Origin of the sequence: Kitasatospora sp. NPDC048286, assembly GCF_043201735.1 — a bacterium.
Classification (GTDB): Bacteria; Actinomycetota; Actinomycetes; order Streptomycetales; family Streptomycetaceae; genus Kitasatospora.
Genome location: NZ_JBICZE010000014.1, coordinates 25,329 through 51,040, shown reverse-complemented (window position 1 = coordinate 51,040; position 25,712 = coordinate 25,329). Strand labels below are relative to the sequence as shown.

The 25,712-nt window shown below is 72.2% G+C and carries 20 protein-coding genes; 5 read left to right on the top strand and 15 right to left on the bottom strand.

The window, feature by feature from the left end; translation table 11 throughout:
• Window positions 1-381: 381 nt before the first annotated feature.
• Window positions 382-3,210, top strand: coding sequence for an FtsK/SpoIIIE domain-containing protein (locus ACGF13_RS29745; protein WP_392880915.1), 2,829 nt, complete (start codon window positions 382-384; stop codon window positions 3,208-3,210).
• Between the two features lie 741 nt (window positions 3,211-3,951).
• A complete protein-coding gene (gene hemC, locus ACGF13_RS29740; RefSeq protein ID WP_392880913.1) occupies window positions 3,952-4,887 on the top strand; it encodes a hydroxymethylbilane synthase in 936 nt (311 codons plus the stop codon).
• Here the strand turns inward: hemC and ACGF13_RS29735 are convergent.
• The 3 genes from ACGF13_RS29735 to ACGF13_RS29725 form a co-directional block, all read right to left on the bottom strand.
• Window positions 4,884-5,852, bottom strand: a complete 969-nt coding sequence (locus ACGF13_RS29735) for a hypothetical protein (RefSeq protein ID WP_392880911.1) — start codon at window positions 5,850-5,852, stop codon at window positions 4,884-4,886. The genes hemC and ACGF13_RS29735 overlap by 4 nt on opposite strands.
• Before the next feature lie 78 nt (window positions 5,853-5,930).
• The gene (locus ACGF13_RS29730; RefSeq protein ID WP_392880908.1) at window positions 5,931-6,482 is read right to left on the bottom strand and encodes a hypothetical protein; all 552 of its coding nucleotides are present in this window, start codon (window positions 6,480-6,482) and stop codon (window positions 5,931-5,933) included.
• Window positions 6,483-6,494: 12 nt separating this feature from the next.
• Entirely contained in the window at window positions 6,495-6,908 is a 414-nt protein-coding gene (locus tag ACGF13_RS29725; protein ID WP_392880905.1) for an ATP-binding protein, read from the bottom strand.
• 248 nt (window positions 6,909-7,156) lie between these two features.
• Between ACGF13_RS29725 and ACGF13_RS29720 the strand changes: the two genes are divergently transcribed.
• From ACGF13_RS29720 to ACGF13_RS29710, 3 genes are all read left to right on the top strand, one after another.
• A complete protein-coding gene (locus ACGF13_RS29720; protein WP_392880903.1) occupies window positions 7,157-8,347 on the top strand; it encodes a helix-turn-helix domain-containing protein in 1,191 nt (396 codons plus the stop codon).
• Entirely contained in the window at window positions 8,344-8,919 is a 576-nt protein-coding gene (locus tag ACGF13_RS29715) for an HD family hydrolase (RefSeq protein WP_392880901.1), read from the top strand. The genes ACGF13_RS29720 and ACGF13_RS29715 overlap by 4 nt, the downstream gene beginning before the upstream one ends.
• A 275-nt stretch (window positions 8,920-9,194) precedes the next feature.
• Window positions 9,195-10,019 (top strand): hypothetical protein, encoded by an 825-nt coding sequence (locus ACGF13_RS29710; RefSeq protein WP_392880898.1) that lies wholly within the window; start codon window positions 9,195-9,197, stop codon window positions 10,017-10,019.
• Window positions 10,020-10,024: 5 nt separating this feature from the next.
• Here ACGF13_RS29710 and ACGF13_RS29705 read toward each other — a convergent pair whose 3' ends face one another.
• From ACGF13_RS29705 to ACGF13_RS29650, 12 genes are all read right to left on the bottom strand, one after another.
• A complete protein-coding gene (locus ACGF13_RS29705; RefSeq protein ID WP_392880896.1) occupies window positions 10,025-10,951 on the bottom strand; it encodes a CU044_5270 family protein in 927 nt (308 codons plus the stop codon).
• On the bottom strand, window positions 10,948-11,523 hold the full coding sequence (locus tag ACGF13_RS29700) for an RNA polymerase sigma factor (RefSeq protein WP_392880893.1): 576 nt from the start codon (window positions 11,521-11,523) through the stop codon (window positions 10,948-10,950). Before ACGF13_RS29700 ends, ACGF13_RS29705 begins: the two co-directional genes overlap by 4 nt.
• A 198-nt stretch (window positions 11,524-11,721) precedes the next feature.
• Window positions 11,722-12,558 carry a hypothetical protein gene (locus ACGF13_RS29695; RefSeq protein WP_392880891.1) on the bottom strand — a complete coding sequence of 279 codons (837 nt, stop codon included), beginning with the start codon at window positions 12,556-12,558 and terminating at the stop codon, window positions 11,722-11,724.
• Between the two features lie 80 nt (window positions 12,559-12,638).
• Complete coding sequence (locus tag ACGF13_RS29690; protein ID WP_392880889.1) at window positions 12,639-13,439, bottom strand: hypothetical protein; 801 nt, start codon at window positions 13,437-13,439, stop codon at window positions 12,639-12,641.
• Between the two features lie 124 nt (window positions 13,440-13,563).
• Window positions 13,564-14,505 (bottom strand): enoyl-CoA hydratase-related protein, encoded by a 942-nt coding sequence (locus ACGF13_RS29685; protein WP_392880887.1) that lies wholly within the window; start codon window positions 14,503-14,505, stop codon window positions 13,564-13,566.
• Entirely contained in the window at window positions 14,502-15,773 is a 1,272-nt protein-coding gene (locus tag ACGF13_RS29680) for a cytochrome P450 (RefSeq protein ID WP_392881350.1), read from the bottom strand. The genes ACGF13_RS29685 and ACGF13_RS29680 overlap by 4 nt, the downstream gene beginning before the upstream one ends.
• A 215-nt stretch (window positions 15,774-15,988) precedes the next feature.
• Window positions 15,989-17,368 carry a cytochrome P450 gene (locus ACGF13_RS29675; protein ID WP_392880885.1) on the bottom strand — a complete coding sequence of 460 codons (1,380 nt, stop codon included), beginning with the start codon at window positions 17,366-17,368 and terminating at the stop codon, window positions 15,989-15,991.
• Window positions 17,369-17,439: 71 nt separating this feature from the next.
• Entirely contained in the window at window positions 17,440-18,030 is a 591-nt protein-coding gene (locus ACGF13_RS29670) for an ATP/GTP-binding protein (RefSeq protein WP_392880884.1), read from the bottom strand.
• On the bottom strand, window positions 18,005-18,379 hold the full coding sequence (locus tag ACGF13_RS29665) for a DUF742 domain-containing protein (protein WP_392880881.1): 375 nt from the start codon (window positions 18,377-18,379) through the stop codon (window positions 18,005-18,007). The genes ACGF13_RS29670 and ACGF13_RS29665 overlap by 26 nt, the downstream gene beginning before the upstream one ends.
• Complete coding sequence (locus ACGF13_RS29660) at window positions 18,376-18,777, bottom strand: roadblock/LC7 domain-containing protein (RefSeq protein WP_392880879.1); 402 nt, start codon at window positions 18,775-18,777, stop codon at window positions 18,376-18,378. The genes ACGF13_RS29665 and ACGF13_RS29660 overlap by 4 nt, the downstream gene beginning before the upstream one ends.
• Complete coding sequence (locus ACGF13_RS29655) at window positions 18,774-20,039, bottom strand: ATP-binding protein (protein WP_392880877.1); 1,266 nt, start codon at window positions 20,037-20,039, stop codon at window positions 18,774-18,776. Before ACGF13_RS29655 ends, ACGF13_RS29660 begins: the two co-directional genes overlap by 4 nt.
• Before the next feature lie 443 nt (window positions 20,040-20,482).
• A complete protein-coding gene (locus ACGF13_RS29650; protein ID WP_392880875.1) occupies window positions 20,483-25,429 on the bottom strand; it encodes an NAD-glutamate dehydrogenase in 4,947 nt (1,648 codons plus the stop codon).
• Between the last annotated feature and the right edge of the window lie 283 nt (window positions 25,430-25,712).

Below are 25,712 nucleotides of genomic sequence, written 5' to 3'. Positions count from 1 at the left end.
CTGTCGCACTCCTTGCCCTGCCGCCCGCGCGGGGCGCTCCTCCGCCGGTGCGGTGAGCCTGCCGGGCCCGTGTCTGCGGCCACTCTAACGGTGTCCGTTCGGGATTTCGGGGTGCTCGACAGGCCATCCGTACGGTCTGGGGAAGGGTTGGGGGAGATCCCCTAGGGAAGGTCCCGGGGCACTCCGCGAGGGGGCGGTCGACCTGACTCCCCGTCGCCCCCGCCACGGCGATGATCGCAAGATCGTCAAATCCGGTACGGTGCGCGGACCGTCCTCGACGGATGGCAGGATGGACACTCGCCACTCGTGTGGCCCAACGGTGCCCACGGCACCGGGCAGCGGTACCAGGCTTCACACCAGCAGAAGGGACCCGCGGGCGAGATGCAGATCCGGCTGACCGTCCTCCGACCGCGCAGCGGCCCGTCCGCCGCCGGCTCCGCCATCCCCTACGTGGACGTGCTGGTCACCGCGCCCGTCGGCACCGCGCTCGGCGCCATCGCGGGCGCGCTCGCCGGCGCCGTGGGCGTGCGCGGGCCCCGGGCCGCCACCCACGTGCACCTGTACGCCGGGGCGCACCGGGTCGACGAGCACACCCTGCTCGGCCACCCCCCGCTGCTCGACGGCGCCGTCCTCAGCCTGAACGAGCCCGACCCGACCGCCGACGACCCCGACGACACCCCCGCCGCCGCCGAGCTGCGCGTGGTCGGCGGCCCCGACGCCGGCGGCGTCCACCGGCTGCACGGCCGGGAGATCCGGGTCGGCCGCTCCACCGAAGCCGACGTCCCGCTCGACGACCCGGACGTCTCCCGGCTGCACCTCTCCCTGCACCTCGGCGAGGACGGCCGGATCTCCGTACGCGACCTCGGCTCCACCAACGGCACCACCCTGGACGGCCGGCTCGTCCCGCCCGGCCCGCCGGAGGCCGCCGTCCCGCTGGACCCCTGCGCCGTGCTGCGGATCGGCGAGTCCACCCTCCAGGTGACCGCCCCCGACCCGGCCGAGGCCGCCGGAGCCGTCCGCGCCGCCCTCCCCGACGGCCACGGCCACCTCCAGCTCGCCGCCGCCCCCGGCCCGGCCCGGCCCGCGCCGCCCGTGGTCGAGCCGCCCGCCGCCCCCGAACCGGCGCCCGGCCGCAGCCGCGGCCTGTTCTCCCTGCTGCCCGGCCGCGCCGCCGAGCCGCCCGCCCAGGAGAGCGCCGAACGCCACCACGCCGCGGTGCGGCTGCGCCAGACCGCCGCCCAGCGCGAACGCTGGCCCGACCTCGCCACCCTGCTGCTCAACGCCGTCGGCCCCGGCCCCCGGCTCTGGGAGCGCGGCCCCGGCCACCCCGACGCGCTCACCCTGCGCCTCGGCACCGCCGACCGCCCGGGCGGCCCCGGCACCACCCCCGGCACCATGCTCCCCGCCGTCCCCGTCACCCTCGACCTCCAGACCGCCGGCAGCCTCGGCCTCAGCGGCCCGCGCGAACGCCTGGACGCGCTCACCCGCGCCGTCGTCGCCCAGCTCGCCGCGCTGCACCCGCCGACCGGGCTCAGCCTGGTCGTGGTCGACGCCGACCCGGCCCGCACCGCCGAGGAACGCGCAGACACCTGGGCCTGGGCCCTGTGGCTGCCCCACCTGCGCCCGGTCGACGGCCAGGACTGCCGACTGCTGATCGGCCTCGACGACGAGCAGGGCACCGCCCGGCTGACCGAGCTCACCGCCCGGCTCAGCGGCCCCAGCGGCCTCGGCGGCCACCCCGCCACCGTCGTCGTGGTGAACGGCCGCCCGGCCGGTGAGGCCGCCCGACAGGCGCTCGACCTGCTGCTGCGCCAGGGCCCGGCGGTCGGCATCTTCCCGATCTGCCTCGCCGAACAGCCCGAGCTGCTCCCCCGCGGCCTCGGCGCCACCGCCCTGATCACCGGCGAGGTCGGCACCCAGCTCTCACTGGACCGCCCGGTCGCCCGCGGCCGGGAGACCCTGCACGAGGTCTCGCTGGACGCCGTCTCGGACGCCTGGGCCGAACGGCTGGCCCGGGTCCTCGCCCCGCTGCGCGAGGCCGCCCCGGCCGTCCGCGGCCCGCTGCCCGACGTCCTGCGGCTGCTCGACCTGCTCCAGCTCGACACCGTCACCCCGGCCAAGCTGTCCGCCCGCTGGGAGGCGCACGCCGGCGGCATCGGCGCCGCCACCGCCCTGCTCGGCACCACCCGGGACGAGCTCTGCACGCTCGACCTGGCCGACCCGGAACTCACCCTCCCCTCCCCCGACCCGGGCGGCCCGCACCTGCTGATCGGCGGCGCCCGCGGCTCCGGCAAGACCGAGCTGCTGCGCACCCTGGTCGCCTCGCTCGCCGTCTCCGAGCGGCCCGAGCGGCTGGCCGTCACCATCATCGAGGGCCGGGCCGTCACGGACGGCCAGGACGGACTGGACGGCTGCACCGAACTGCCGCACGTCACCGGCCGGGTCAACGCCGCCGCCGACCCGCGCGCCGCGCTGCTCGCGGCCGAGGCACTGGAGGACGAACTCGCCCTGCGGGAGCGGCTGTTCGACGGACTGGACTTCGCCTCCTGGCACGCCGCGCGCATCCTGGACGGGCAGAGTCTGGACGGGCAGGAGGCGCCGGCCGTACCGGTGCCCGTCGCCGTGGGCGGCGGAGCGGCCACGAAGCCCCGGATCATCCCGCCGCGCAGCGCCGAGCGCCCCCGCCCGACCGGCCCCGCGCCCGCACCCGCCCGGCTGGTCGTCGTGGTCGACGACTACGACGCACTGCTCTCCCCCACCTCCGCCGCCGGCCGCCCGCTCGCCCGCGCGCTGGCCGCCGTCGCCCGCCGGGGCGGGCCGCTCGGCGTCCACCTCGCCGTCGCCACCGGCCGTCCGGAGGACAGCGCCGGCACCGAGGTGGACGAGGCCGCGCTGCTCCGGATCGCCCTGCGCACCGACGACCCGGCCGACTCCGACCTGCTGATCCACCTCGGCGACGCGGCCGCCCTGCCCGAGGACACCCCCGGCCGCGGCTACCTCCGTCTGCCCGACGGCGGGGTCAGCGCCTTCCAGACCGCCCGGATCAGCGGCCGCATCCCGCGCACCGCCACCCTGCGGCCCACCGTCGTCGCCATAGATCCGCTGCAGCTCGGCGCCCCGCCGGCCCGCCGCCCGGTCCGCGAACTCGGCAACGGCCCCACCGACCTCGCCCTCCTCGCCAGCGCCCTCCAACGCGCCGCCGCCCGCTGACCCCCCGGCCCTCGCGCCCACCCCCGCGTCGGTCTGCGCCAAGGCCGGGGGCGGGCCCGCGCGCAAGCACACGGGCCCGCCCACACACTGGTTGCCCCACCCCTCCCAGGAACCCCAAGCAACGGCGGCCAAGCACCATTCACACCGGCTCCCAGCCCGTCGCGCTTCGGCCGGGCCGAAGCAGCGACGAATTGCCCGGTACGCCTCTCTTCTCTGGGTAGGAAGTCGGCCAGGCCGACTTCCTGTGCAGTCCGTGGGCGGGCCTGCCCACCCGTCCCACAACAACAAGGTGCGGGCGGCCCGGCTGTTCCTGGCCAGGCCGCTCGAAAGGGAGGTGAGCCGAAATGGCAGGAACAGGTTCAGTGACCGATCGATAAATGCGGGCGGGCTCGTGTGCAAGCACACGAGCCCGCCCGGAAAAGAGCTTGGGCGGCCCCGGCCACTGGCCGGGGCCGCCGAGCGCAGACCCAACCTCTGTCTTCGGCAGACGACGGAGGCGCCCACACGGGTGCCCGGGTGCCAGCTGATCGAGGGCCAAGCCGACTTGGGTGGATCAGGGGCCGGCGGATGTCTGCGCGAGTGGGATAGCCCGCCAGCCGGGGAGGCGTCGCCGATGCAGATGGGTTCGGGTGATCGGGGCGCCAGGGCACATTCCGAGTTTCCGACATAACGTCGGAAAACATGCGCTTTCGATGCGGGTAGCATGCGGTCAACATCTCGTCAGATGCTGGGAGTTGGCCTATGGACACACTGGTGGTGGGGTCGCGAGCCAGCCACCTGGCGCGGGCTCAGGTCAGGGAGTTCCTGGCACCGCTGCGGGAGCGCTTCCCCGACATGGTCTTCCGCCAGCGAGTGATCACGGAAGCCGGTGACCGGGACCGCAGGGCGGCCCTGAGGGACGTCTCGGAGCGCGGCGGCGGCTCGGCGTTCTCGGTGAACCAGGTGAACGCACTGCTGTCCGGCGAGGTCGACGTGATCGTGCACTCACTCAAGGACCTGCCGACCACGAACCCGCCCGGCCTGATCCTCTTGCCCCCACCCACCCGCGCGGACGTGCACGACGCACTGTGCGGCTCGACGTTGGCCGGCCTCCCGCACGGGGGCAGGATCGGCACGTCGTCGTCGCGCCGGATCTCCCAACTGCTGCACGTCCGCCCGGACCTGGTGCCGGTGGAGATCCGGGGGAACGTCCCGACCAGGCTCGGGAAGCTCAGGACGCAGCAGCTGGACGCCGTGATCCTGGCGGCCGCCGGGATCAAGCGACTCGGCCGCGGCGAGGAGCTCAGCGAGATCCTGCCGATCGGGCTGTTTCCCCCGTCGCCCGGGCAGGGCGCACTGGGTATCCAGATCCGGGAGGACAACAGGCTGGCCCGCGAGATCCTGGCCGGGTCCGGTGACCCGGTGACCGACGCGGAGGTGCGGGCCGAGCGGGCGATGCTGGCGGAGCTCCACGGCGGGTGCTCGGTGCCGGTCGGCGCGTTCGGCAAGGCCGACGGTGACGTGCTGGCCCTGCACGGGCAGGTCACCTCCGTGGACGGCAGGCGGCAAGTGGAGGCCAGCTGCTCCGGCCCACTGAGCGAGCCGGAGAAGCTGGGCGTTCAGGTGGCGGGCCTCCTGCTGGACCAGGGGGCGGAGGGCATCCTGGCGGAAGTCCGGCCGACCGTCGCCGCCGTTTAGGCGCGCAAGCGGGCCAGGTCCAGGGCCGCGTAGGTGATGATCCGGTCCGCTCCGGCCCGCTTGAGCATGGTGAACAGCTCCGCCAACGGACGGAAGTCCCGCTGTCCGGTCGCCGGGTCGAGCGGCGCCAGGCGCAGGTACTCACCGGAGACGGAGAACGGCATCAGCGGCGCCGAGGTGCGGCGCTTGAGGGCTGCGAGGATGTCCACGGACAGCATCCCGGGCTCGAGCAGCAGCATGTCCGCCCCCTCGTCGAGGAAGGCGAGTCCGGTGTCGGCGGCGGCCTCCGGGCTGCAGGGGCTGATCTGGAACGGGCGGCGGGCGCCGGAGGCGGGGGTGGCCCGCATGGTGGTGCGGTAGCCCTCGTAGAGGGCGGAGTCGAAGATCAGGTGCGGCATGGTTGCCACGTCCCGGTGACCAGCCTCGTCCAGGGCCTGCCGCATGGCCCAGGTGGCACCCCGGGTCATCGCGGCGGGGCCGACGATGTCGGCGCCGGCCCCGGCCTGGACGACAGCCTGGGTTGCGATCAGCGCGGCCGTCGCCTCCAGATCGATCCGGCCTCCGACGGTCAGGTGGCATTCGCCGGTGTCGGTGTGACCGCACAGGCAGTTCTCGGTCATCACCGCCATGCCCGGCTCGGTGTCCTTGATGGCGTGGATGGCCCGCACCATCAGGCTGTCCGACGCGATGGCGCCGCCGGCCTGCTGGTCGCGGTACAGGCTGTTGGCGAACACCTTCACCGAGCGGATGCCGACGGCGGCCAGGTCGCGTACGGTCTGCGGGATCTCGGTGACGGTGACGGTCGGCATCGGCCGGTCGGCGTTCTCGGCATTCTCTCGGACCAGCAGGACCATGCTCAGGTCGGCCGCCGTCAGTTCGGGGCCCTCCAGGAAACTGCGGACGGCCAGGCGGCCGTGGAGCCGGCCGGTGGCGGCATGTGCGGCGGTGTGCTGGGTGGTGGTCATCTCGTCCTCTCGGTCCATGGTGTGTGGCGCCGGGCGGGGTTTGCTGCGCAGGAAGTCGGCGGGGCCGACTTCCTGCGCTCATGGGTGGGTTGCGCGGGTGCGGCAGTGGGAGAGGGCGTAGGTGATGCGGCGGTCGGAGGGGACGGTGGTGGCGAGGAGTTCGCCGGCGGTGACGAGGGTGGCCCAGTAGAGGATGGGGTCACCGGTGCGGGGCAGGGGGCGGGCGGCGGCGAGGGAGAGGTAGGCGGTGGTGAGGTTGCCGGTGGTGAACCAGCGGTTGAGGCCGTGTTGGTGGCCGGGGCGGATGCCGCCCATGGCTTCCATGGCGACCAGGAAGTGTTCGACGACCGCGAGTTCGGTGTCGGTGAGGGACTTGGGGATGTCGAAGACGCCGAGGGCTTCGAGGAGTTCGCCGATGTCGTTCTCGGAGTTGGGGCGGGGGTCGGCGAGGAGGGCGTCGTGGCAGTCGGCCAGACGGCGGGTGGTCTCGGCGCGGGGGATGTCGAGGGCGAGACAGACGGCTCGGGCGACCGGCAGGGGGCGGTGGCCGAGGCGGGCGAGGAGGGCATACGTCGCGGCGGGAGTGGCGCCACGGGAGAGGGTGTGGCGGGCGAGGGTCGCGAGGTTCACGGCGATGGCCCTTCAGACGGCGGGGGCGATGAGGGCCCAGACGAACTTGCCGATGCCACAGGGGCGGGGGACGCAGCCCCAGCGTTCGGCGAGTTCGTTGACGAGGAACAGCCCGCGCCCGTGCTCGTCGTCGGGGGCGGCGGCGCGGACGGAGGGGCGGACGGTACTGGCGTCGTGGACTTCGAGGCGGAGGCGGGAGCTGACGAGGGCGAAGCGGACCTCGATGTGGCGGTCGTCGGGCGCGCCGGAGTGCTGGACGGCGTTGGCGAAGAGTTCGCACAGCAGCAGCTCGGCGGTGTCGCAGTAGCGGTCCCCGGAGGGCAGCCCGGAGAGGTAGGCCCGGAGCAAGTACCGGGCCAGGGGCGTCGATTCGGTCCGCGAGTCGAGGCGCGCGACGAACATGCGGGGGCGGCGGGAAGTGAGCATGGGAGTACCTCGAAGGGATGGGCGGGAGCATGCGAAGGAAACGCGACGTGCGCTGGGCCTGCTGTCAGTCGGGGTCGCCGCGCGGGGCACTACGGCGGGCGACGCCGTTGTTCGCAGAAGACCGAGCTGGTACTAGGCTTCCGCTGGCACCGGCGGTGCCGTAGTCACGAAGTTACGGTCGGTGAATCCAAGGTTCGACGGACTGCCAGTACGAGTCGCCGGGACGATCGAGGCCAAGGGGGCCTGGAATGGCTGGTCGGACGCCATCGAGGCGCACCGAAACACTGACTGACAGTCGGTCCGAGTCGCTGCCGGTCCCCGAAGGGGTGATTACCGGCTTCCTCTTGAAGGTGATTCGAGAGCAGATCCCGAGAACCCAGGACGAGTTGGCCGTAGACCTGGGCATCGACAAGAGCACTGTTCAAGGCTGGGAGTCCGGCCGCCGACCACTCTCCTCCACCCGGGCCGGGAACCTGGTGGTGCTGCGCCGCAAGCTGATCCTGATCGGCGCGCCGACCGGGCTGGTGGGCTTGATCGGCCTCGCAATGGATGCGGACTTCGTCCTCGGCGAGATACTGCGGTCCCGGCCCACGAAGGCCGAGGTTCTGGAACACCCGCTGGCCGGGTGGGTACTTACTCGGGACACCACACACATGATCGGCTGGGCCATCAGCGGGGTTCTGCCCGGCGTGGTGGCCGCCGAATTGCGCATCCCTGCGGCCAGACGTGGTCCGGTCGCCACTGCGCCGCTCCTCGGACGGGACGTGCGCTCGCGCTTTTTCGACAACCTCCGGCATACCGCGGACCTGGTGGAGGCCGGCGGTGAGGAGACCGCCCTACTCCGGAGGCAGATCTGGTACCTGTCTTCCTACGACCGAGCTCGCGACGTAGGCGAGTGGTTTGGCGGGATGCAGCGTAGGGGTCGAGTTCCGTCGGCCGGTTCCGGCTGGTCACCCCGCTGGGCCGAAGCGCGGTCGGTCGCGGCCGCACTGGCGCGACAAGGGGATCCCGAGCTACTCCGGGACTTCATCGCCCGCTCGATCACCGACAAGGACGACTTCGAGACCGCAAACCTGAACTACTGGGCTCACTGGCTCGGGCTCGACGCACGTCCTCAGACCAGCGACGACTTCATGGCCGAGCGGGACTACCCGGCATGGGACGCCTCCTCGCTCCTGCGACAGTTCGCCATCCGGCTGGACCGCGCAGGCGAGTACACCGACCTGTACGTCCATTCGATCTGGGCACTCATGCTCACTCGGCGCGGCCTGGCCGATGCGGACCCCCGTACAGCCCGTGACCTGGCCGCACGAGTGCGCGCCCTCCTTGATGGTGACGGCCTTTCACAGCAGTCCCGTCGAGAGCTGGAGTCTGTGCACTACGGTCTCCGGGTAAGCGGCTACAGCAACAACCGATCCAGCAGCGAAGGACAGCCATGACGGACGACAAGCAGCTGAGGGGTACCGCGAGCTACCTGTTCGAGGCGGGCATGCTCAAGCGGGCGAAGCGCCAGGGCTGGTGGATCGCCGGCGTCAAGGACCCCGAGTCGGTCGCGGAGCACTCGTTCCGGACGGGCATCATCGGCGCGGTGCTCGCGATGATGGAGGGCGCCGACCCGGCCAAGGTCGCCCTGCTGTGCCTCTTCCACGACACCCAGGAGACCCGGGTCGGCGACATCCCGCACGTCAGTCGGCGCTACCTCACCGCCGCGTCGAACGAGCGAGTGACCGCCGACCAGGTCAGCGCCGCTCACCCGGCCGTCGTTGCGGGACTCCAGGCCCTCGTGGAGGAATACGAGAACGCCGAGAACTTGGAAGTCACCGTCGCCCACGACGCGGACAAACTGGAGTGCCTCATCCAGGCCGTGGAGTACCGCGAGCAGGGCTACCAGAACGTCCAGCCGTGGATTGACAGCAGCCTCGGCAGCCTCAAGACCGAGTCGGCCCACGCCCTCGCCGAGGCTGCGCTGACCATGACGTCCCTGGAGTGGCAGAAGGTCTACCTCACGTGATGCTGCCGGCACTCGCCGGCTCCGTTCGTGGCCGACGGTCGGGCCTCGACCCTGTACCCGCAGATTTCGGCGCTAGCGATCGAACGCGCCCATCCTTGCCCGCTCCCGCCTCAGCCAGGGGTGGGGCGCACTTGATGCGGGGGGTGCGGCTTCGCACGGGAAAGGTTCGCACTCCATGTAGTCAGTGTGCTACTTTCCGCATCATCAACAGAACATAGGAGACCCCGGCGGTGGTGGAACACCCCGGGGTCGGGCACCAGGAGCAGACACTCCAGATGCAGATTCATCGTAGCGCTCACGCGCGCTCGTTCACCGTGCTTCCCAACGGCCTGTTGCAGGACCGTCGGCTCAGCTACACCGCCCGCGGCCTCCTCGCCGACCTCCTCTCCCGCCCCGACGGCTGGCGGGAGGACGGGCGGCAGATGGCGGACAGCAGTCCGCAGGGGCGGGGCGCCGTCCGGCGGGCGCTCAAGGAGCTGAAGGATGCCGGGTACTACCGGGTCGACACGGTCCGGCTGCCCAACGGCACCGTCCGGTCCGAGGCCCACGTCTTCGACACCCCGCAGTCCGCACCGGTTGTCCCCCGCCCGGCTTCCGGTGGGCGAGGGACCGGCGGCGCTGTCACCCCTCCCGTAAAGGACCCGGGGCAAGAACCCACCCTCCCGGATGAACGGACGCGGGCGGCCGTGGCCACCCTGTTCCGGGTGATCAGGCCCGAGCCCCGCCTGCGTCTCGGCGAGGCCGAGGCGCAGGCGCTGGCACCGCTCGTCACCCAGTGGCTGGAACGAGGCAGCAGCGAGGCCGAGTTGGCCCAGGCCCTGATCCCCGGGCTGCCGCAGCCGATGCACTGCCCGGCGGCGATCCTCCGGGACCGCCTGCGACGCAAGCTGCCGCCGGAGCGCCCCGAAGCCCCGCCCGCCCCGCCCGCCTCCTACGCCGAGTGCGGCCGCTGCCACGATCCGGTGCCCCGCCCCGGCATCTGCCGTACCTGCGCGGGCCTCGGCACGAGAACCGTCGCCGTGGGCAGCGGGGCCCGGGCCACCCCGAGGGGCGTGGCCCGGGCGCGGGCGGCGCTGCGCGGGCGGGCTCAGCCGGCCTGAGACCGTTACGGGCGGGTGCCGGGCTGGTCGACGACGGCGCGGGCGAGGACGGCCATCTGGGCCGTGATGTCGCCCTTCCTGAAGGTCGCGCCGTCGGTGAGGGCGACGACGCGCTCGCCGAGGAAGGTGTAGTCGGCGCGGTCGAAAATCCACTGGGACTCGACGTGCCCGCCGCCGTCCCGGCGCGCGACCGCGACGCCGGGGCGACCGGCGGAGTCGGTCACCTCGTCGATCACCGTGACGCCGGGGATCTTCGCGGCCGCCCGGTAGAGCGCGGCGCTGACGGCGGGTGGGGCGATCTGCTCGCGCAGGAGGTCGCCGATGGTCCTGAACGCCTCCTCGTCGGGGCCGGGCCCGTGACCTGCGGTATCGGCCTGGATCTTGGCCAGCAGCGCGTCCGGGTCGGTCGGCAGGGCGGCCACGTACGCGTAGCTGCCGAACCCGGAGTACGGCGCGGGTTCGGGCTCTCCGTGCTCGTCCCCTCCTCCGGGGTTCGGCAGATGCCCGTCCACGAGGAGCAGGTTCCGCTTGCTGCCGTCGACGGACTTCCAGACCTCCCGGGTCTGCGGCGCCTCGCCCTCCGACTTCGCCCACTCGTCCAGGCTCTTCACGTAGACGAACTGGTCCCCGCGTGCGGCCGGGGCGGGCGCCCATTCGGCGGCCTTCGCCGCGCGGTCCAGGACGACCGCAGCCACCGGTCGGCTGGAGTCGGAGCCCTGCCGCGGCTGCCCGCCGATCAGCACCAGGGACAGCGCCAGGCCGCCCGCCAGGGCGGGCAGGGCCACCCAGCCGAGCCGGATCCGCCGGGGCGTGGTCACCGGCCCACGCGCGAACTCGCTCATCAGGTGCCCCCGCAGCTGCCTCCGGCGGTGGGCGGAGAGTCCCGGCCCCGTGGGTACCAGCAGCAGCCGGGCGCGTTCGTCCTCGTTCATCGGGTCCTCCCCGGAGTCGTCGACCTGGCCGCTCCGCTGCGGCCACCCCGTACCTGTCCGGTGCCCGGGGGGAGTTCCCGCCCGCCCCGGAGCTCCTCGTCCGTCAGCGCGCGCAGCTTGGTACGGGCGCGCGAGAGCCGGGAGCGCACCGTGCCGACCGGCACACCGAGCGCCTCGGCCGCGCTCGCGTAGTCCAGACCCGCCAGGACACAGAGCCCGAACACCTCGCGCTCGGCCTTCCGCAGCCCGCCCAGCGCCCGCCGGACGGCGGCGAGCCGGGCGTCGTCGTCGAGCCGCCCGGCCAGCTCCTCGGCGAAGTCCGGCAGGACGCCCCGGTCGGGCAGCCGCGCCATCGCCGCCCGGTGCCGCCGGGCCGCCCGGGTCGTGTTGCGCAGGACGTGGGCGGCTATCCCGAACAGCCAGGGACGCACCGGCCCGTCGTCCTCCCGCAGCTTGCCGCGCAGGCGCCACGCTTCGAGGAACGTCAGCTGGACGACGTCCTCCGCGGCCGCCCGGTCCCCCACCACCCGCGCCGCGTACCAGTACAGGTCGTCCGCCGTCTCATCGAACAACTCCCCGAACGCCCATTGGTCGCCATTCCTCAGTCGGGCCCGCTGTGACAGTTCCACGCCCCCACCTGTCCGCACGGGCCTCCGGGTTCCCGCCGGAGTACGGCGGAGGCCCCGGCGAACCCAGTGGTTCGTCGGGGCCTCCAACGCGCATCGGACGGTCGCCCGGTCAGGCCGTCAGGCCGTCAGGCCGTCAGGCCGTCAGGCGCACTTGATCTCGCGGTTCACCGCGGCCATGCCGGTGACCTTGCCGGCGTCCACGGTGAACTCGTACTGCCAGCCCTGCTGTCCCTCGACCGGCATCACGTACTTGCCGCTCTTGGCCGACTGGAGGCCCTTGGCGCCGTACGCCTGCTGGAGCGCCTCCACGGTGGAGCCGGCGCCGAGGCCCTCGGCCGTCCTCGCCTCCGCCGGGGCGACCAGCTCACGCAGGCCCGTCGCCGCGAAGGAGACCCGCCCGGTGGTCAGGTAGGCCTTGTCCTTGGCCTCCTGCGCGAACCTCAGGTCGACCAGGGCCTGCGTCGCGTCCGCGATCAGCTTGGCCGCGTCGGCCGAGTCCCGGGCCCCGGCGGCCGAGCCGGCGGCGGCGGCCGCCGCGTCCTTGGCGGAGGCGTTCGGCGGTAGGGCGCCACCCGGGGCGGGCGCCTTGCCCGAGGCCGCGTCGGCCTTGGCGTTCAGATCCTTGTAGCGGGTCTCGGTGGCCGCCTCGGCGGCCATCCGGGCCGGGTCCGGCGCCGGGCCGCCCTTGTAGACGAAGTCCGTGCAGCCGTCGAGCAGCGAGACCGGCGCGCTCTCCAGGGCACCGGTGGCCAGCCCGGCGTCCTTGGCCATCCCGGGCTTCAGCCCCCGGTACCCGGCTGCCGCGAAGGCCTCCGGGCCCTTCGACGGGGACGCCGTCGCGGACGCCCCGGTGGCGGCGGCCCCCGCCTTCGCGGTGTCCTTCTCCCCGTCGGACGAGCAGGCCGCCGCTCCGGCGACCAGCAGTGCCACCGAGATGCCCACGCCCACCGCGCGGACCGAGGCTCGGTTCTTCCCCATGTCACACCCCCCACTTGATCGTTCGACGGTCACCGTACCGAGGGTGCGACCACGATCCACAACCGGTTTCCCGGGAGCGGTCAGGAGCAGTAGGTGTCGTGCTTGACCAGGGCGAGGGCGACGACCTTGCCCTCGGCCACGGTGAACTCGTAGAACCAGTCCGGGCCGCCGCCGTTCTCGGCCGGGAGTTCGTACGTGCCGCCCTCGGCCGGCTTCAGTTCCTTGCCCGCGTAGGCCTGCTTGAGCTGCTCCTCCGTCGAGCCGGCGCCGACGCCCTCGGCCGTCCTCGCCTCCGCCGGGGCGACCAGCTGGCGCAGGCCCTTGGTGCCGAAGTTGACCCGACCGGTGGCCCGGAAGGCCTCGTCCCTGGCCTTGCGAGCGGGCCCGACGAGGTCCAGGTCCTTGTCGAGCGCGGTGATCTCCTGCCGGTCGGCGGCGTCCTGCTGGAGCTGCTCCTGGAGGCGGGCGCTGTGCTCCTGCATCTCCTTCAGCGAGGCGCCGGGCGCCAGCGGCGGAATCGTCTTCCGCTTCGCCCTGATCTCGTCGATCCTGGCCAGCGCCTTGTCGGCCTTCGCGTGGACGTCCGCCTCGGTCGCCATCCGGGCCTGGTCCGGCGCCGGGCCGCCCTTGTACGCGTAGTCGGTGCAGCCGTTGAGGACGGAGACCGGCGCGCTCTCCAGGGCCCCGGAGGCGAGCGCCTCCTCCTTGGTCATCGACAGCTGCAGTCCCCGGTAGCCGCCGGCACCGAACGGCTGCGGCGGCGTGCTCGCCGCGGCGGCGCCGCCGCCCTTGTCCCCGTCGCAGGCCGCCACCCCGGCCGCGACCAGAGTCATCGTCAGAACCGCTATCGCCGCACGGGTGTTGCGCGTCTTCCCCACCACGATCCCTCCCCTTCGTCGATCGCACACAGTAGCGAAGTTCCGGGCGGGATTCACAATCGGTTACCGAAAGGGCGGAGGGACCCACGCCGGGGACGTGGGCCCCTCCCGTTCGTCCGACGACCGGTCAGTCGGCCGGAGGCCGAGCGCCGAGAGTACGGGTGTAGTGCGCGGCGGCGATGACCGAGGCCATCAGCTCGGAGTCCAGGACCGAGGCGTCGGCCAGCCGGGTGGCCGAGGCGTGCGAGGCGAGCAGCGTCTTGGTCACCCGCAGGGCGGCCTCGGGGCGGCGCGTGATGGGGCGGGCCCACTCGGCCACCGCCTCGTCCAGCTCCGGCTCGGCGACGACGCGCTGCAGGATGGCGAGTTCCCGCGCCTCCACCGCGCCGACCGGGCGGCCGGTGAGGATGATCTCGCGGACCCGGGCCGCGCCGACCTCGTGCAGCAGGCGGGGCAGCAGACCACCCCAGGCGACGGGCAGCCCCAGGGCCAGCTCGGGCAGCCGGAAGACGGCGTTGTCGGCGCCGACCCGCAGGTCGCAGGCGAGCGCGAGGGCGAAGCCGGCGCCGGTCGCCCGGCCCTGGACCCGGGCGACGGTGACGGCGGGGCTGTTGGTGAGGGCCTCGCAGACCCGGCGGGCCCGGTCCCCGTAACTGCGTATCCGGCCGCCGGTCGGGTCCTCGTCCAGGCCCGCGAAGAGCTCGTCGCGGTCGCCGCCGAGGCAGAAGTCCCGGCCGGCCGCGGACAGCACGATCACCCGCACGGCCGGGTCGGGTGCGGCGAGGACGGCGAGGAGCTCGTCCAGCATGGCCGAGGTGACGGCGTTGCCCGTCTCCGGGCTGTCCAGCTCGACGTGGAGCACCGCGCCCCGGAGCTCGGAACGGACCGTACGGGCCGGCGGCACCGGCTCGGGCGCGGCCACGAGTTCGGGGGCGACCACGGAAGCGACCACCGGCTCGGGGGCCGGCTCGGGCTGGGCGTACCAGGCGGTCGCCGCCGGAGGCTGCGGGACGTACGAGGGCTGCATCGCGTACGAGGGGTACCGGGGAGCCTGCGGAGAAACGTTCACGCGGCGACTCTCAGGGACGTCACCCGGTGGAACACCATCCGGGGCGCGTGCTCGGGCGGGCTCACCGCCCGCAGCGTCGGGAAGCGCTCCAGCAGCTGCCCGAGCAGGGCCCGCGACTCCAGCCGGGCCAGGCCCGCGCCGATGCAGTAGTGGGCGCCGCCGCCGAAGGTGAGGTGGGTGCCCCGGCGCAGCGGGTCGAAGGTGTGCGGGTCCGGGTTGCGGCGCGGATCGCGGTTGGCCGCGCCGTACATCACGTGGACCATGGTGTCCTTGGGGAGGAACACCCCGGCCAGTTCGGTGTCCTCGCCCGCGACGCGGCTGTTGACGCGGATCGGCGGGTCGTAGCGCAGCGCCTCGTCGATCACCTCGTCGATGTGCTCCGGGTTCGCCCGCAGCCACTCCCACCGGCCGGGTGTCCGCAGCAGCTGCCACACCAGCGAGGAGAGCAGCGTCGCCGTGGTCTCCAGCGAGGCGATGGTGACGAACATGGTGAGCTGGTAGACCATCCGGTCGGTGGCCTCACGGTCGGACTCCAGCGCGTCCCAGGTGCGGATCCAGCCGGCGATCACGTCGTCGCCGTCCTTCTCGCGGCGCTCCCGGACGAGCCGGGTGAAGTACTCGCGCAGCTCCATGGTGGCCTGCTCGGAGATCGCCAGCTGGCTCTTGGTGGGCAGCAGTTCCTGGGCGTGCACCTGGTTGTGGGTCATCGTCAGGATGTGCGGGTAGTCCGCCGGCGCGATGTCCAGCCAGCGCCCGATGGTGCCGATCGGCAGCTGCTCGCTGACCACGGAGGCGAAGTCCGCCTCGCCGTCGGTCCGTATTCGCTCGGCCAGGCGGTCGAGCAGCCCGGCGGCGTCGTCCTCGATGTCCGTCGCCATGGCCCGCAGGGTGTTCCGGTCGAAGAGGCTGCCGAGGCTGCGCCGCTGCCGGGTGTGCTCGGGGGCGTTGAGCCGGGAGAGCGTCCGGCTCATCTCCCGGGTGGCGACGGCCTCCCAGCGCTCCGTCCCGGTCTGCCGCTCCTGCCAGGCGAAGTCGGGGACGAGCCAGGTCCTGCCGCGCAGGACCTGGTCGCACGCCTCGTAGCCGGTGACCAGGTAGCCGCCCCAGGGCGCCGGGACGAGGTCACCGAGCGCCCGCAACTCGTCGTAGACCGGGCTCGGGTCGGCGAGCCCCTCGGCCGACCGCAGCCTGCGCAGCAGCGGGACGGCGGCGCGGCGGTCGGCCCTTCCGTCAGCTCGCTCCGACTCCGCGGGGCGGGCTTCCAACATGGCGGTCACACGGGCTCCTTCAACACGCGGGCGGGCAGTACGGCGGCGTACTACCCAGCAACAGCGCGCTCAAGCATCGATCCGTGTTGCCCCCGTCACGTACTGCACCGCCGTCGCACGTCGTTCACCCCGCGGTGACCGGACGGCTCCCGACGGCGCGGCGGGCCGGGACCCCGACCGCACAGCCGGAGCCCTGGCCGAACCCGAGGGACGTCTCAGAGCCGGAAGACGTCCAGGAAGGAGCTCCACCACCCCTTCTTCTGCGGGGACCGGGCCGGCGCGACGGCCTGCTGGTACGCCTGCGGCTGCTCGGCGCCGACCGGCGCCGGGCCCGGCACGGTGTCCGCGGCCGGGGCCGTCCCCACGGTGCGGGCGGCCACCGGGCTGAACCGCACCGGGAGCGAGACCAGGCCGCGCTGGAACGGGCCCGGGCGCCACTCCACGTTCTCCGCCGGCACCGCGAGCGTGACGTCCGGGAGCGCGTTGAGCAGGCACTCGATGGCGCTCAGGGCGATCAGCTGGGCCGGGGACTTGGCCGGGCAGGCGTGCGGGCCCGCACCCCAGGCAAGGTGGGCCCCCTTGCTGAGGGTCAGCCGGGCGTCGGTCAGCGCCGGGTCGCTGTTGGCGGCGGCGAAGCTGATCACCACCGGGCTGCCGGCGTCCATCGGGACGCCGCCCAGGTTGAGGTCCTGCATCGGGTAGTGCGTCGCGTAGTTGGCGATCGGCGGGTTGTTCCACAGCACGTCGTCGAGGGCGTCCTCGATGCGCAGCCCGGAGCCGCCCTCGCCGGACAGCAGCAGGAGCAGCGCGTTGCCTATCAGGTTGCGCTCGGGCTCGACGCCGGCGCCCATCAGCATGACCAGCTGGTCCTTGAGCTCCTCGTCCCGCAGGCCGGCCGGGTGCTGGATGAGCCAGGAGGTGATGTCGTCGCCCGGCTGGCGGCGCTTCAGCGCGACCAGGTCCATCAGGCAGGAGGTCAGCTCCTCGTTGGCCTGGATGACGTCGAGGCCGTCGAAGAGCGCGGACATGCTGCGGGTCAGCCGGTCTCCGATGTCGGCCGGGCAGCCGAACAGCTGGTTGAACAGCAGCAGCGGCAGCAGCTTGGCGTAGTCGTTGAGCAGGTCGGCCCGGCCCAGCGGACTGAACTGGTCGATCAGGTAGCCGGCGATCCGCTCGACGTGCCGGTTGAGCCGGCTGTCGTTGAGCCGCTCCAGGCTCTCGGTGACGGCCTTGCGCAGCCGCAGGTGCTCGGCGCCGTCCGTGAAGAGGCAGTTGGGCCGGTAGAACATCATCGGCAGGACGGGGCTGTCCATCGGCACCCGGCCCTCGTTCAGCGCCGCCCAGCGCCGCGAGTCCCGGGCGAACATCCCCGGGTTCTGCAGCACCCGCAGCGCGGCCTCGTGCGTGGTCACCAGGGTGGCGTCCACCCCCGGCGCCAACTCCACCGGCGCGGCCGGACCGTTGGCGCGCAGCCGGTCGTAGACCGCGCCGGGGTCGGCCGAGAACATCTCCCCGTAGAGCGGCGTGCTCACGCCGGCGTGCATCGGGCAGCCCGGCGGAGGCGACTGCGGGACGGGTCGCTGCAGAGATTCCATGGGTCGTTCCTTGGAGGTGGCCCCGGGCGGGTGCGGACCCGGGAGGGGTGAGGGGGGAGGCGTGGGGGAGGTCAGGAGGCCCGGTCGAGCAGGTGCCGGACGAGCGTCAGCAGCGCGTTGGCCGAGGAGCGCTGGTCCCGCGCGTCGCAGAACACCACCGGGGTGTGCGGCAGCAGGTCGAGCGCCTCGCGCAGCTGGTCCTCGGTGTAGTCGCTCTGCCGGTCGAAACTGTTGACCGCCACCGCGTACTCCAGGCCGTACTGCTCGATCAGGTCGATGACGGGGAAGGTGTCCGCGAGGCGGGTCGGGTCGGCCAGCAGCAGCGCTCCCAGCGCCCCCCGCGCCATGTCCTCCCAGAGCTGCATGAACCGCTGCTGTCCCGGCGTGCCGAACAGGTACAGCACGAGGTCGTCGCCGAGCGTCAGCCGGCCGAAGTCCAGGGCGACGGTCGTGGTCTTCTTGTCCGGTGCGCCGCGGAGGTCGTCGACGCTGACGGACGCCTGCGTCATGCTCTCCTCGGTGCTCAGCGGCGCGATCTCCGACAGGGCCCCGATGAGCGTCGTCTTGCCGACCGCGAAGTGCCCGACGACCAGGATCTTGACAGCGGTCGTCACCGCGCCCGGGACGTAGATGTCCTCAGGCGAACCGGCGTTGAAGTCCATGCAGTACCTTCTCTAGAAGTCTCGGGTCCGGGGCCTGGGCCGGGGGCGGGGCCGACCGGCGCAGCAGCCGTCCCTCACGGATCAGGTCCGTCAGCAACAGCCTCACGACCCCGACCGGCAGCTCCAGCCGGGCCGAGACCTCGGCCACCGAGAGGTAGCCGCCGGAGCACAGCTCCCAGATCGCCCGGGTCTCCGGGCTCGGCAGGCCGGGGAGGTCCTGCCCGGGCCCGACGGTGACCAGGGTGATCAGAGACAGGTCGTCCGCATTCGGTAACTCGCGCCCGCCGGTGATGACGTAGGAGCGGATGAACCCGCCCGTGACCCTCTGTTCCTCGCCGCCGGTCGTCATGAGCCGCTGTACGTGCTCTGGCGCGGTGCCGCCGACATCGCCCGTCCGAGTGCGCCCACCTGCTGCTGCATCCGGAAAGACATCGCCTCCATGTCGACGTCGGGGGCGGTGGAGGCGGCCAGGTACGCGCCGCTGCCGGCCGCGATCAGGAAGATCCAGCCGTGGTCGTACTCCAGCAGGGTCTGGCGCCAGACCCCGCCGCCACCGCCGACGAACGGGGCGACCGCGCGGCTCAGCGACTGCATCGAGCTCATCGCGGCGGCGTTGGTCTCCGCCTCGTCACGGCCGATCTCGCTGGAGCGCTCGAGCAGGAGGCCGTCGGCGGAGACGAGGATGGCGTGCCGGGCACCGGGTACCTGGAGTACGTCGTTGAGCACCCAGGAAAGATCACGGCTCACTGGATCTCGGTTCCTTCCGTGGTCATGGTGTTACGCCCGGACAGCGTGCCGCGCTGGAACGCGCCGAGGCGGGACGGCGTGTACTGGCCGGTGCTCCGCGGTTCCTCGGGCCTGCCCGGGTCCTGCGGGGTGGGGACGACCGACACGGGGCGCTGGCGGCGGCGCCGCGGCAGGCCGTCCGCGGTGGTCTCCGGTCCGGCCGTCGCCGCGTACGGCGCCGGCACCGGGGCCAGCGGAGCCGCCGGCTCGGACAGCGACACGAGCCGCTGGCCGGGGGCCTGCGCCCAGGCCTGCGCGGGCTGCTCCACCGGTGCGGCCTGGTAGTCGGTGTGCTCGGCGAAGGGCGGGGCCGCGACCTCGCTGCTGAGCAGCTCGGCCGGCAGCAGCACCACGGCCCGCACGCCGCCGTACGGGGAGACCGAGTCGACGGAGACGCGGAAGCCGTAGCGGGCGGCCAGCATGCCGGAGACGGCGAAGCCGAACTTCGGGGGGTTGCCCAGGCTGGTGAGGCTGATCGGCGCGCCCGGGTTCAGGAGCTGCGAGGCGCGGTCCTTCTCCTCCTGGCCCATGCCGAGGCCGGCGTCGTCGATGATCAGGCAGACGCCGGTGGGGACGGCCTGGACGCTGACCTCCACCGGGGTGTCCGGGGCGGAGTAGTTGGTCGCGTTGGCGAGCAGCTCGGACAGCACGACGGCGACCGGCTCGACGACCTTGCTGGCGAGCGAGACGCTGACCCGGGAGTGGATCCGCACCCGGTCGAAGTGCCGGATCCGGCCCTGGGCGCTGCGGACCACGTCGTAGACCGAGGCGACGCTCTCGCGGCGGCCGAGCCAGCCGCCGCAGAGCACCGCGATGCCCTGGGCGCGCCGGCCGAACTGGCTGTTGGTGTGGTCGACCGTCATCAGGTCGGCGAGGATCTGCGGGCTGTCGCCGTACTTCCGCTGCACCCTGTCGATGACGACCTGCTGCTCGTCGGCCAGGCCCTGCAGCGTCCGCATGGCCGCCTTGAGGACGGCCTTGGTGTCCTCCTCGGCGTCCCGTCGGACGGCCGACAGCTCGGACGCGTGCTGGCCCTGCAGGCGGTCGTGCAGCACGGCGAGTTCGTCGCGCTGCCGCTGGGCCGCGGCGCTCGCCTCCTCCAGGGAGGCGTTCTGCCGTCGCAGGGCGATGTTCGTCCTGCGTGCCTGGAGGGCCGCTCCGACGGCTGCGAGCATCACCACGATGAAGACCCAGAAAAAGGGTTCCTGCACAAATGACGTCATGAAACTCTCTTCAGGTGGCATCGCGTGGAGCCGGTCCGGGCCCCGAAGCGCGAATGGGACTGGCGGCCGGAACCTCCCCGAAAGGCACCTGATGTCACGTCACATCGAAGTGCGGTCCGGCACGAGACCTGCGGCAACGCCTATCGCGGAGTCAGCCTACTGCAACTCATGCCATGTCAGAACAGATGTCAAAAAGGGCAGTTGGGGCGAAATTCCACTACCCGCCGGGAACTCTGCCGCCAATTGGTGGAGTTTGTGATGCCGCGTTAACCACAGGGACACGTCCCCCGCACACCCCGGTTCACGCGCAGAGTGATTCGTTCGTCACCCTGTGGAATCCGGCAGCCGGTTTCCGGCCTTTCCGGCCGCGCCCGTTCTCCGGGGCCGCACATGCGGAAGGGGCCCGCGTCCGTGGACGCGGGCCCCTTCGGTGCAGCCGTTCGTCAGCGCATCGAACCGGTGCGCAGCAGGGTGCGGATGACACGCATCGCGACCGAGAGGCTGGACAGCTCGTAGTTGTCCGAACCCCTTATGTCGTCGAGGGTGGTCCGGGCGCGGTTCAGCAGGGTCGCGTTGAGGTCGGCCCAGGCGTTGTACCGCTCCTCCGGGGTGGCGCCCTCGGCGCCGCAGGCCAGGATGTCGGCGGTCAGCGCCGCGTGCGCCGCGAAGAGGTCCTCGCGGATCGCGGCCCGGGCCATCGACGACCAGCGGTCGGTGCGGGGCAGCTCGATGATGCGGTCGAGCAGGTGCGAGATCTGCAGCCGGTCGCCCAGGTCGTAGTAGAGGTCGGTGACCTCGGCGACGTCCTTGCCGGAGCGGTCCGCGACCTCGGCGATGTCCAGGGTCGGGAAGACCGAGGAGAGGCCGGCGATCCGGGTGGCCAGCTCCTCCGGCACCCCGGCCGCGGCGAGCTCGTCGTACACCGACTCGAACCAGGCCAGGTCCTCGCCGCGCAGCGGCTTGGGCAGCGAGGCCCAGACCTGGTTGACCCGGTCGTGGAAGAACTCGATGGTGCCGGCGATGTCGAGCGGCTGGCGGCGGTTGTTGAGCATCCACCGGGTGGCGCGCTCGACCAGGCGCCGCGAGTGCAGCCGCATCTTGGTCTGGACCCGGGCCGGGACCTTGTTGTCCAGGCCCTCGATCTCGGCCCAGATCTGCTCCAGGTCGAATACGGCCCGCGCGGCGGTGTGCGTCCGGGCGATCTCCTCGTAGGTCGCGCCGGTCTCCTCCTTCAGACGGAAGGCGAAGGTGCAGCCACCGCGGTTGATCGTGTCGTTGACGATCAGCGTGGTGATGATCTCGCGGCGCAGCGCGTGGTTGTCGATCGCGTCGGCGAACCTCGCCCGCAGCGCGCTCGGGAAGTACTCGTGCAGCGAGGCGCGGAAGAACGGGTCGTCCGGCAGCTCGGTGGCGAGCAGCTCCTCGGCCAGGATGATCTTGGTGTAGGCGAGCAGGACGGACATCTCGGGCTGCGAGAGGCCGCGGCCGTTCTGCTGGCGCTCACGGATCTGGCGCTCGGTGGGCAGGAACTCCAGCGCGCGGTCCAGCTGGCCGGCCGACTCGAAGCGGTTGATCATCCGGGCGTGCACGTTGACCATGCTGTGCGCCTGGGAGACGGCGTTGGCCAGCACCACGTTCTGCGCGTAGTTGTTGCGCAGCACCAGGTGGCCGACCTCGTCGGTCATCTCGGCCAGCAGGGCGTTGCGCTGCTTGACCGTCATGTCGCCCTCGGCGACGACCTGGTTGAGCAGGATCTTGATGTTGACCTCGTGGTCCGAGGTGTCCACACCGGCGGAGTTGTCGATCGCGTCGGTGTCGATCCAGCCGCCGGTGCCCTCGGGGCCGCCGGTGGCCGCGTACTCGATGCGGCCGAGCTGGGTGCAGCCGAGGTTGCCGCCCTCGCCGATGACCCGGGCCCGGACCTGCTCGCCGTTGACCCGGATGGCGTCGTTGGACTTGTCGCCGACCTCGGCGTTGGTCTCGGTGGAGGCCTTGACGTAGGTGCCGATGCCGCCGTTCCAGAACAGGTCGACCGGGGCCTGGAGCACCGCCCGCATCAGCTCGGCCGGGGTCAGCTTGGTCGCCTCGACGCCCAGGGCCGCCCGGACCTGCGGGGTCAGCTGGATCGACTTCGCGGTGCGGGGGTACACCCCGCCGCCGGCCGAGATCAGCGACTTGTCGTAGTCGTCCCAGGAGCTGCGCGGCAGGTCGAACAGACGACGGCGCTCGGCGTACGAGACGGCCGCGTCCGGGTTCGGGTCGAGGAAGATGTGGCGGTGGTCGAAGGCGGCGACCAGGCGGATGTGCTCGCTGAGCAGCATGCCGTTGCCGAAGACGTCGCCGGACATGTCGCCGATGCCGATGACGCTGAAGTCCTCGGACTGGGTGTCGACGCCGAGTTCGCGGAAGTTGCGCTTGACCGACTCCCAGGCGCCGCGGGCGGTGATGCCCATGCCCTTGTGGTCGTAGCCGGCCGAGCCGCCGGAGGCGAACGCGTCGCCCAGCCAGAAGCCGTAGGACTCGGCGACGCCGTTGGCGATGTCCGAGAAGGTCGCGGTGCCCTTGTCGGCGGCGACGACCAGGTAGGTGTCGTCCTCGTCGTGGCGGACCACGTCGGCCGGGTGCACGACCTCGCCGCCGACCAGGTTGTCGGTGATGTCGAGCAGCGCCGAGATGAAGGTCTTGTACGAGGAGACGCCCTCGGCCAGCCAGGCGTCGCGGTCGACCGACGGGTCCGGCAGCTGCTTGGCGACGAAGCCGCCCTTGGCGCCGACCGGGACGATGACGGTGTTCTTGACCATCTGTGCCTTGACCAGGCCCAGGATCTCGGTGCGGAAGTCCTCGCGCCGGTCGGACCAGCGCAGACCGCCGCGGGCGACCTTGCCGAAGCGCAGGTGGACGCCCTCGACCTGGGGCGAGTAGACCCAGATCTCGAACGCCGGGCGCGGGGCCGGCAGGTCCGGGATGGCCTTCGGGTCGAACTTCATCGACACGTAGGAGTGCCACTCGCCGGAGGCGGCGCGCTGGAAGAAGTTGGTCCGCAGGGTGGCCTTGATGAGGTGCAGGAAGGAGCGCAGGATGCGGTCCTCGTCCAGCGAGACGACCTCGTCGAGGGCGCCGGACAGCTCCTCCAGGATGCCCTCGGTCAGCTCCAGGGCACCCGAACGGTGGCTCGGGCTCAGCCGGGCCTCGAACAGGTTGACCAGCAGGCGGGTGGTGTGGGTGTTGTTGCGGAGCGCGTCCTCCATGTAGTCCTGGGAGAACGTGGAGCCCGCCTGGCGCAGGTACTTGGCGTACGCGCGCAGCATCATCGCCTGGCGCCAGGTCAGCCCGGCGGTCAGCACCAGCTCGTTGAAGCCGTCGTTCTCGGCCTTGCCGGTCCAGGTGGCGGCGAAGGTCTCCTGGAAGCGCTCGCGGGCCTCGTCGGTGAGATCGGTGGCCTCGCGCAGCTTCAGGCCGAAGTCGTAGACCCACGCGGTGGTGCCGTCGGAGCGGCGCAGCGCGTACGGGTGCTCGTCCAGCACCTCGACGCCCAGGCGCTGGAGCACCGGCAGGACCTCGGTGAGCGAGATCGGGCCGCCGACCCGGTAGATCTTGAAGCGGCGCTCGTCGTCGCCGGCGCCGACCGGCTGGTACAGGTTCAGGCGGAAGTCGCCCTCGCCGTGCAGCGACTCGATCTGCTTGATGTCGGCGACGGCGGTGCGCGGCGGGAAGTCGGCGCGGTAGCCGTCCGGGAAGGCGTTGGCGTACTTGTGGCCGAGCTCGGCGGCCTTCTCCTCGCCCAGCTCGGTGTGCAGCTGGTCGTGGAAGCCGTCCATCCAGAACCGGGCGGCCTCGGCCAGGCGGTTCTCGATCCGCTCGATGTCCGTCTCGGTGAGCTGCGGCAGCTCGGTGCCCGGGGCGACCCGGACCACGAAGTGCAGACGGGTCAGCACCGACTCGGTGGCGTACACCGTGTAGTCGATGGTGGCGCCGTTCAGCTCCTCCTTGAGGATGTCGGTGATCAGCAGCCGGATGCGCGTGGTGTAGCGGTCGCGCGGCAGGTAGATGAAGGCCGAGAAGTAGCGCCCGTACTCGTCCTGGCGCAGGAAGAGCCGCAGCTTGCGGCGCTCCTGGAGGTAGAGCACGCTCGTCGCGATGGAGAGCAGCTCGGAGGCCGGGGTCTGGAAGATCTCGTCCCGCGGGAAGGTCTCCATGATCTGGAGCAGGTCGCGGCCGTCGTGGCTCTCGCTGGAGAAGCCGGACTCCTCCAGGACCGCCTGGACCTTGCGGCGCACGACCGGGATGCGGGTGACCGACTCGGTGTAGGCGGCGGAGGAGAACAGGCCGAGGAAGCGGCGCTCGCCGATCGGCTCGCCGGCGGCGTTGAACTTCTTCACGCCGACGTAGTCCAGGTAGGCCGGGCGGTGCACGGTGGCACGGCTGTTGGCCTTGGTCAGGACGAGCAGCTTCTTCTCGTGGGCCTTGGCGCGCACCGGCGCGGAGAGCCGGCCGAAGGCCTCGCTGACCGCGTGATGGGCGTCGTCGTGGCTGTGCGGGTCGGAGCGCAGGATGCCGAGGCCGGTCCCGGCGACGGCCTTGAGGACCTCCTCGCCCTCGTGCTCGACCAGGTCGTACTCGCGGTAGCCGAGGAAGGTGAAGTGGTCGTCGGCGAGCCAGCGCATCAGCTCCCAGGCCTCGCCGACCTCCTGCTCGGGCAGGCCGGCCGGGGGCTCCTCGGCCAGTTCGTCGGCCAGGCGCAGGGCGCTCTCGCGCATCTTGCCCCAGTCCTCGACGACCTCGCGGACGTCGCCGAGCACGCGGCGCAGGTCGGCCTCGATGGAGCGCAGGTCCTCGCGGTCGGTCTCGCGGTCGATCTCGATGTGCATCCACGACTCGACGCTCGCGTCGGCGGGCCACTCGGTGCCGGCGGCCTGGCTGCGGGAGCAGGCGTCGACGTCCAGGATCTCCAGCAGCTTGCCGGTGATGTCACGGCGGACGACCAGCTGGGGGTGGATCACGATGTGGATCGCGCGGTCCTGGCGGGACAGCTCGTTGGTGACGGAGTCGACCAGGAAGGGCATGTCGTCGGTGACGACCTCGACCACGGTGTGGCCGCAGGACCAGCCGTTCTCCTCGACCGAGGGGGTGTGCACCCGCACCTCGGCGGTGCCCTGCGGGCGCTTGAGGCCCAGGCGGTAGTGGGAGGCGGCCGCGCCGTACACGTCGACCGTGTCGCGGTCGACCAGGTCCTCCGGCGCGGTGTGGAGGTAGTAGTGGTGCAGGTACGCGGTCAGAGCGCCGTTGCTCAGACCCTCCCCCGGCGCCGCTCCCCCCACCTGGCTGTTCTCAGCGGCTGCGGCTGCCTTCTTGAGCAGTTCGGCCTTGGCTGCGTCCAGCTTGGTCTGCATGACTTCTTGGCTCCTGTCGCGCGCCGTTGCGTGACTCGGTGGTGTGTGGATGTACACCGACGGGTCACCGCAATCCTGCCGCACCATCCGACTGAAAGGGGCTCATGGCACGCATGAAACGCCCGCCCAGCGGGTAGGACGACTCATTCGCCTTGCAAGCCACCCGACGACGCCAGCCAGCCTAACCGGATCAATCGAAGGTGGACAGGGACAGGTAGGCGCAAACCCACAGGAAGTCGCGTCCGTCCTGGACAGCATGTCCAAACCGGAGCCTGAAGTTCAC

Bases quoted from the DNA above. Each gene is read 5' to 3' on its own strand.
- hemC (WP_392880913.1), top strand. From the start codon at position 3,952: ATGGACACACTGGTGGTGGGGTCGCGAGCCAGCCACCTGGCGCGGGCT.
- ACGF13_RS29675 (WP_392880885.1), bottom strand. From the start codon at position 17,368: ATGGAATCTCTGCAGCGACCCGTCCCGCAGTCGCCTCCGCCGGGCTGC.
- ACGF13_RS29725 (WP_392880905.1), bottom strand. From the start codon at position 6,908: ATGCTCACTTCCCGCCGCCCCCGCATGTTCGTCGCGCGCCTCGACTCG.
- ACGF13_RS29735 (WP_392880911.1), bottom strand. From the start codon at position 5,852: ATGACCACCACCCAGCACACCGCCGCACATGCCGCCACCGGCCGGCTC.
- ACGF13_RS29745 (WP_392880915.1), top strand. From the start codon at position 382: ATGCAGATCCGGCTGACCGTCCTCCGACCGCGCAGCGGCCCGTCCGCC.
- ACGF13_RS29665 (WP_392880881.1), bottom strand. From the start codon at position 18,379: ATGACGACCGGCGGCGAGGAACAGAGGGTCACGGGCGGGTTCATCCGC.
- ACGF13_RS29680 (WP_392881350.1), bottom strand. From the start codon at position 15,773: ATGTTGGAAGCCCGCCCCGCGGAGTCGGAGCGAGCTGACGGAAGGGCC.
- ACGF13_RS29710 (WP_392880898.1), top strand. From the start codon at position 9,195: ATGCAGATTCATCGTAGCGCTCACGCGCGCTCGTTCACCGTGCTTCCC.
- ACGF13_RS29695 (WP_392880891.1), bottom strand. From the start codon at position 12,558: ATGGGGAAGAACCGAGCCTCGGTCCGCGCGGTGGGCGTGGGCATCTCG.
- ACGF13_RS29670 (WP_392880884.1), bottom strand. From the start codon at position 18,030: ATGGACTTCAACGCCGGTTCGCCTGAGGACATCTACGTCCCGGGCGCG.
- ACGF13_RS29705 (WP_392880896.1), bottom strand. From the start codon at position 10,951: ATGAACGAGGACGAACGCGCCCGGCTGCTGCTGGTACCCACGGGGCCG.
- ACGF13_RS29650 (WP_392880875.1), bottom strand. From the start codon at position 25,429: ATGCAGACCAAGCTGGACGCAGCCAAGGCCGAACTGCTCAAGAAGGCA.
- ACGF13_RS29655 (WP_392880877.1), bottom strand. From the start codon at position 20,039: ATGACGTCATTTGTGCAGGAACCCTTTTTCTGGGTCTTCATCGTGGTG.
- ACGF13_RS29720 (WP_392880903.1), top strand. From the start codon at position 7,157: ATGGCTGGTCGGACGCCATCGAGGCGCACCGAAACACTGACTGACAGT.
- ACGF13_RS29715 (WP_392880901.1), top strand. From the start codon at position 8,344: ATGACGGACGACAAGCAGCTGAGGGGTACCGCGAGCTACCTGTTCGAG.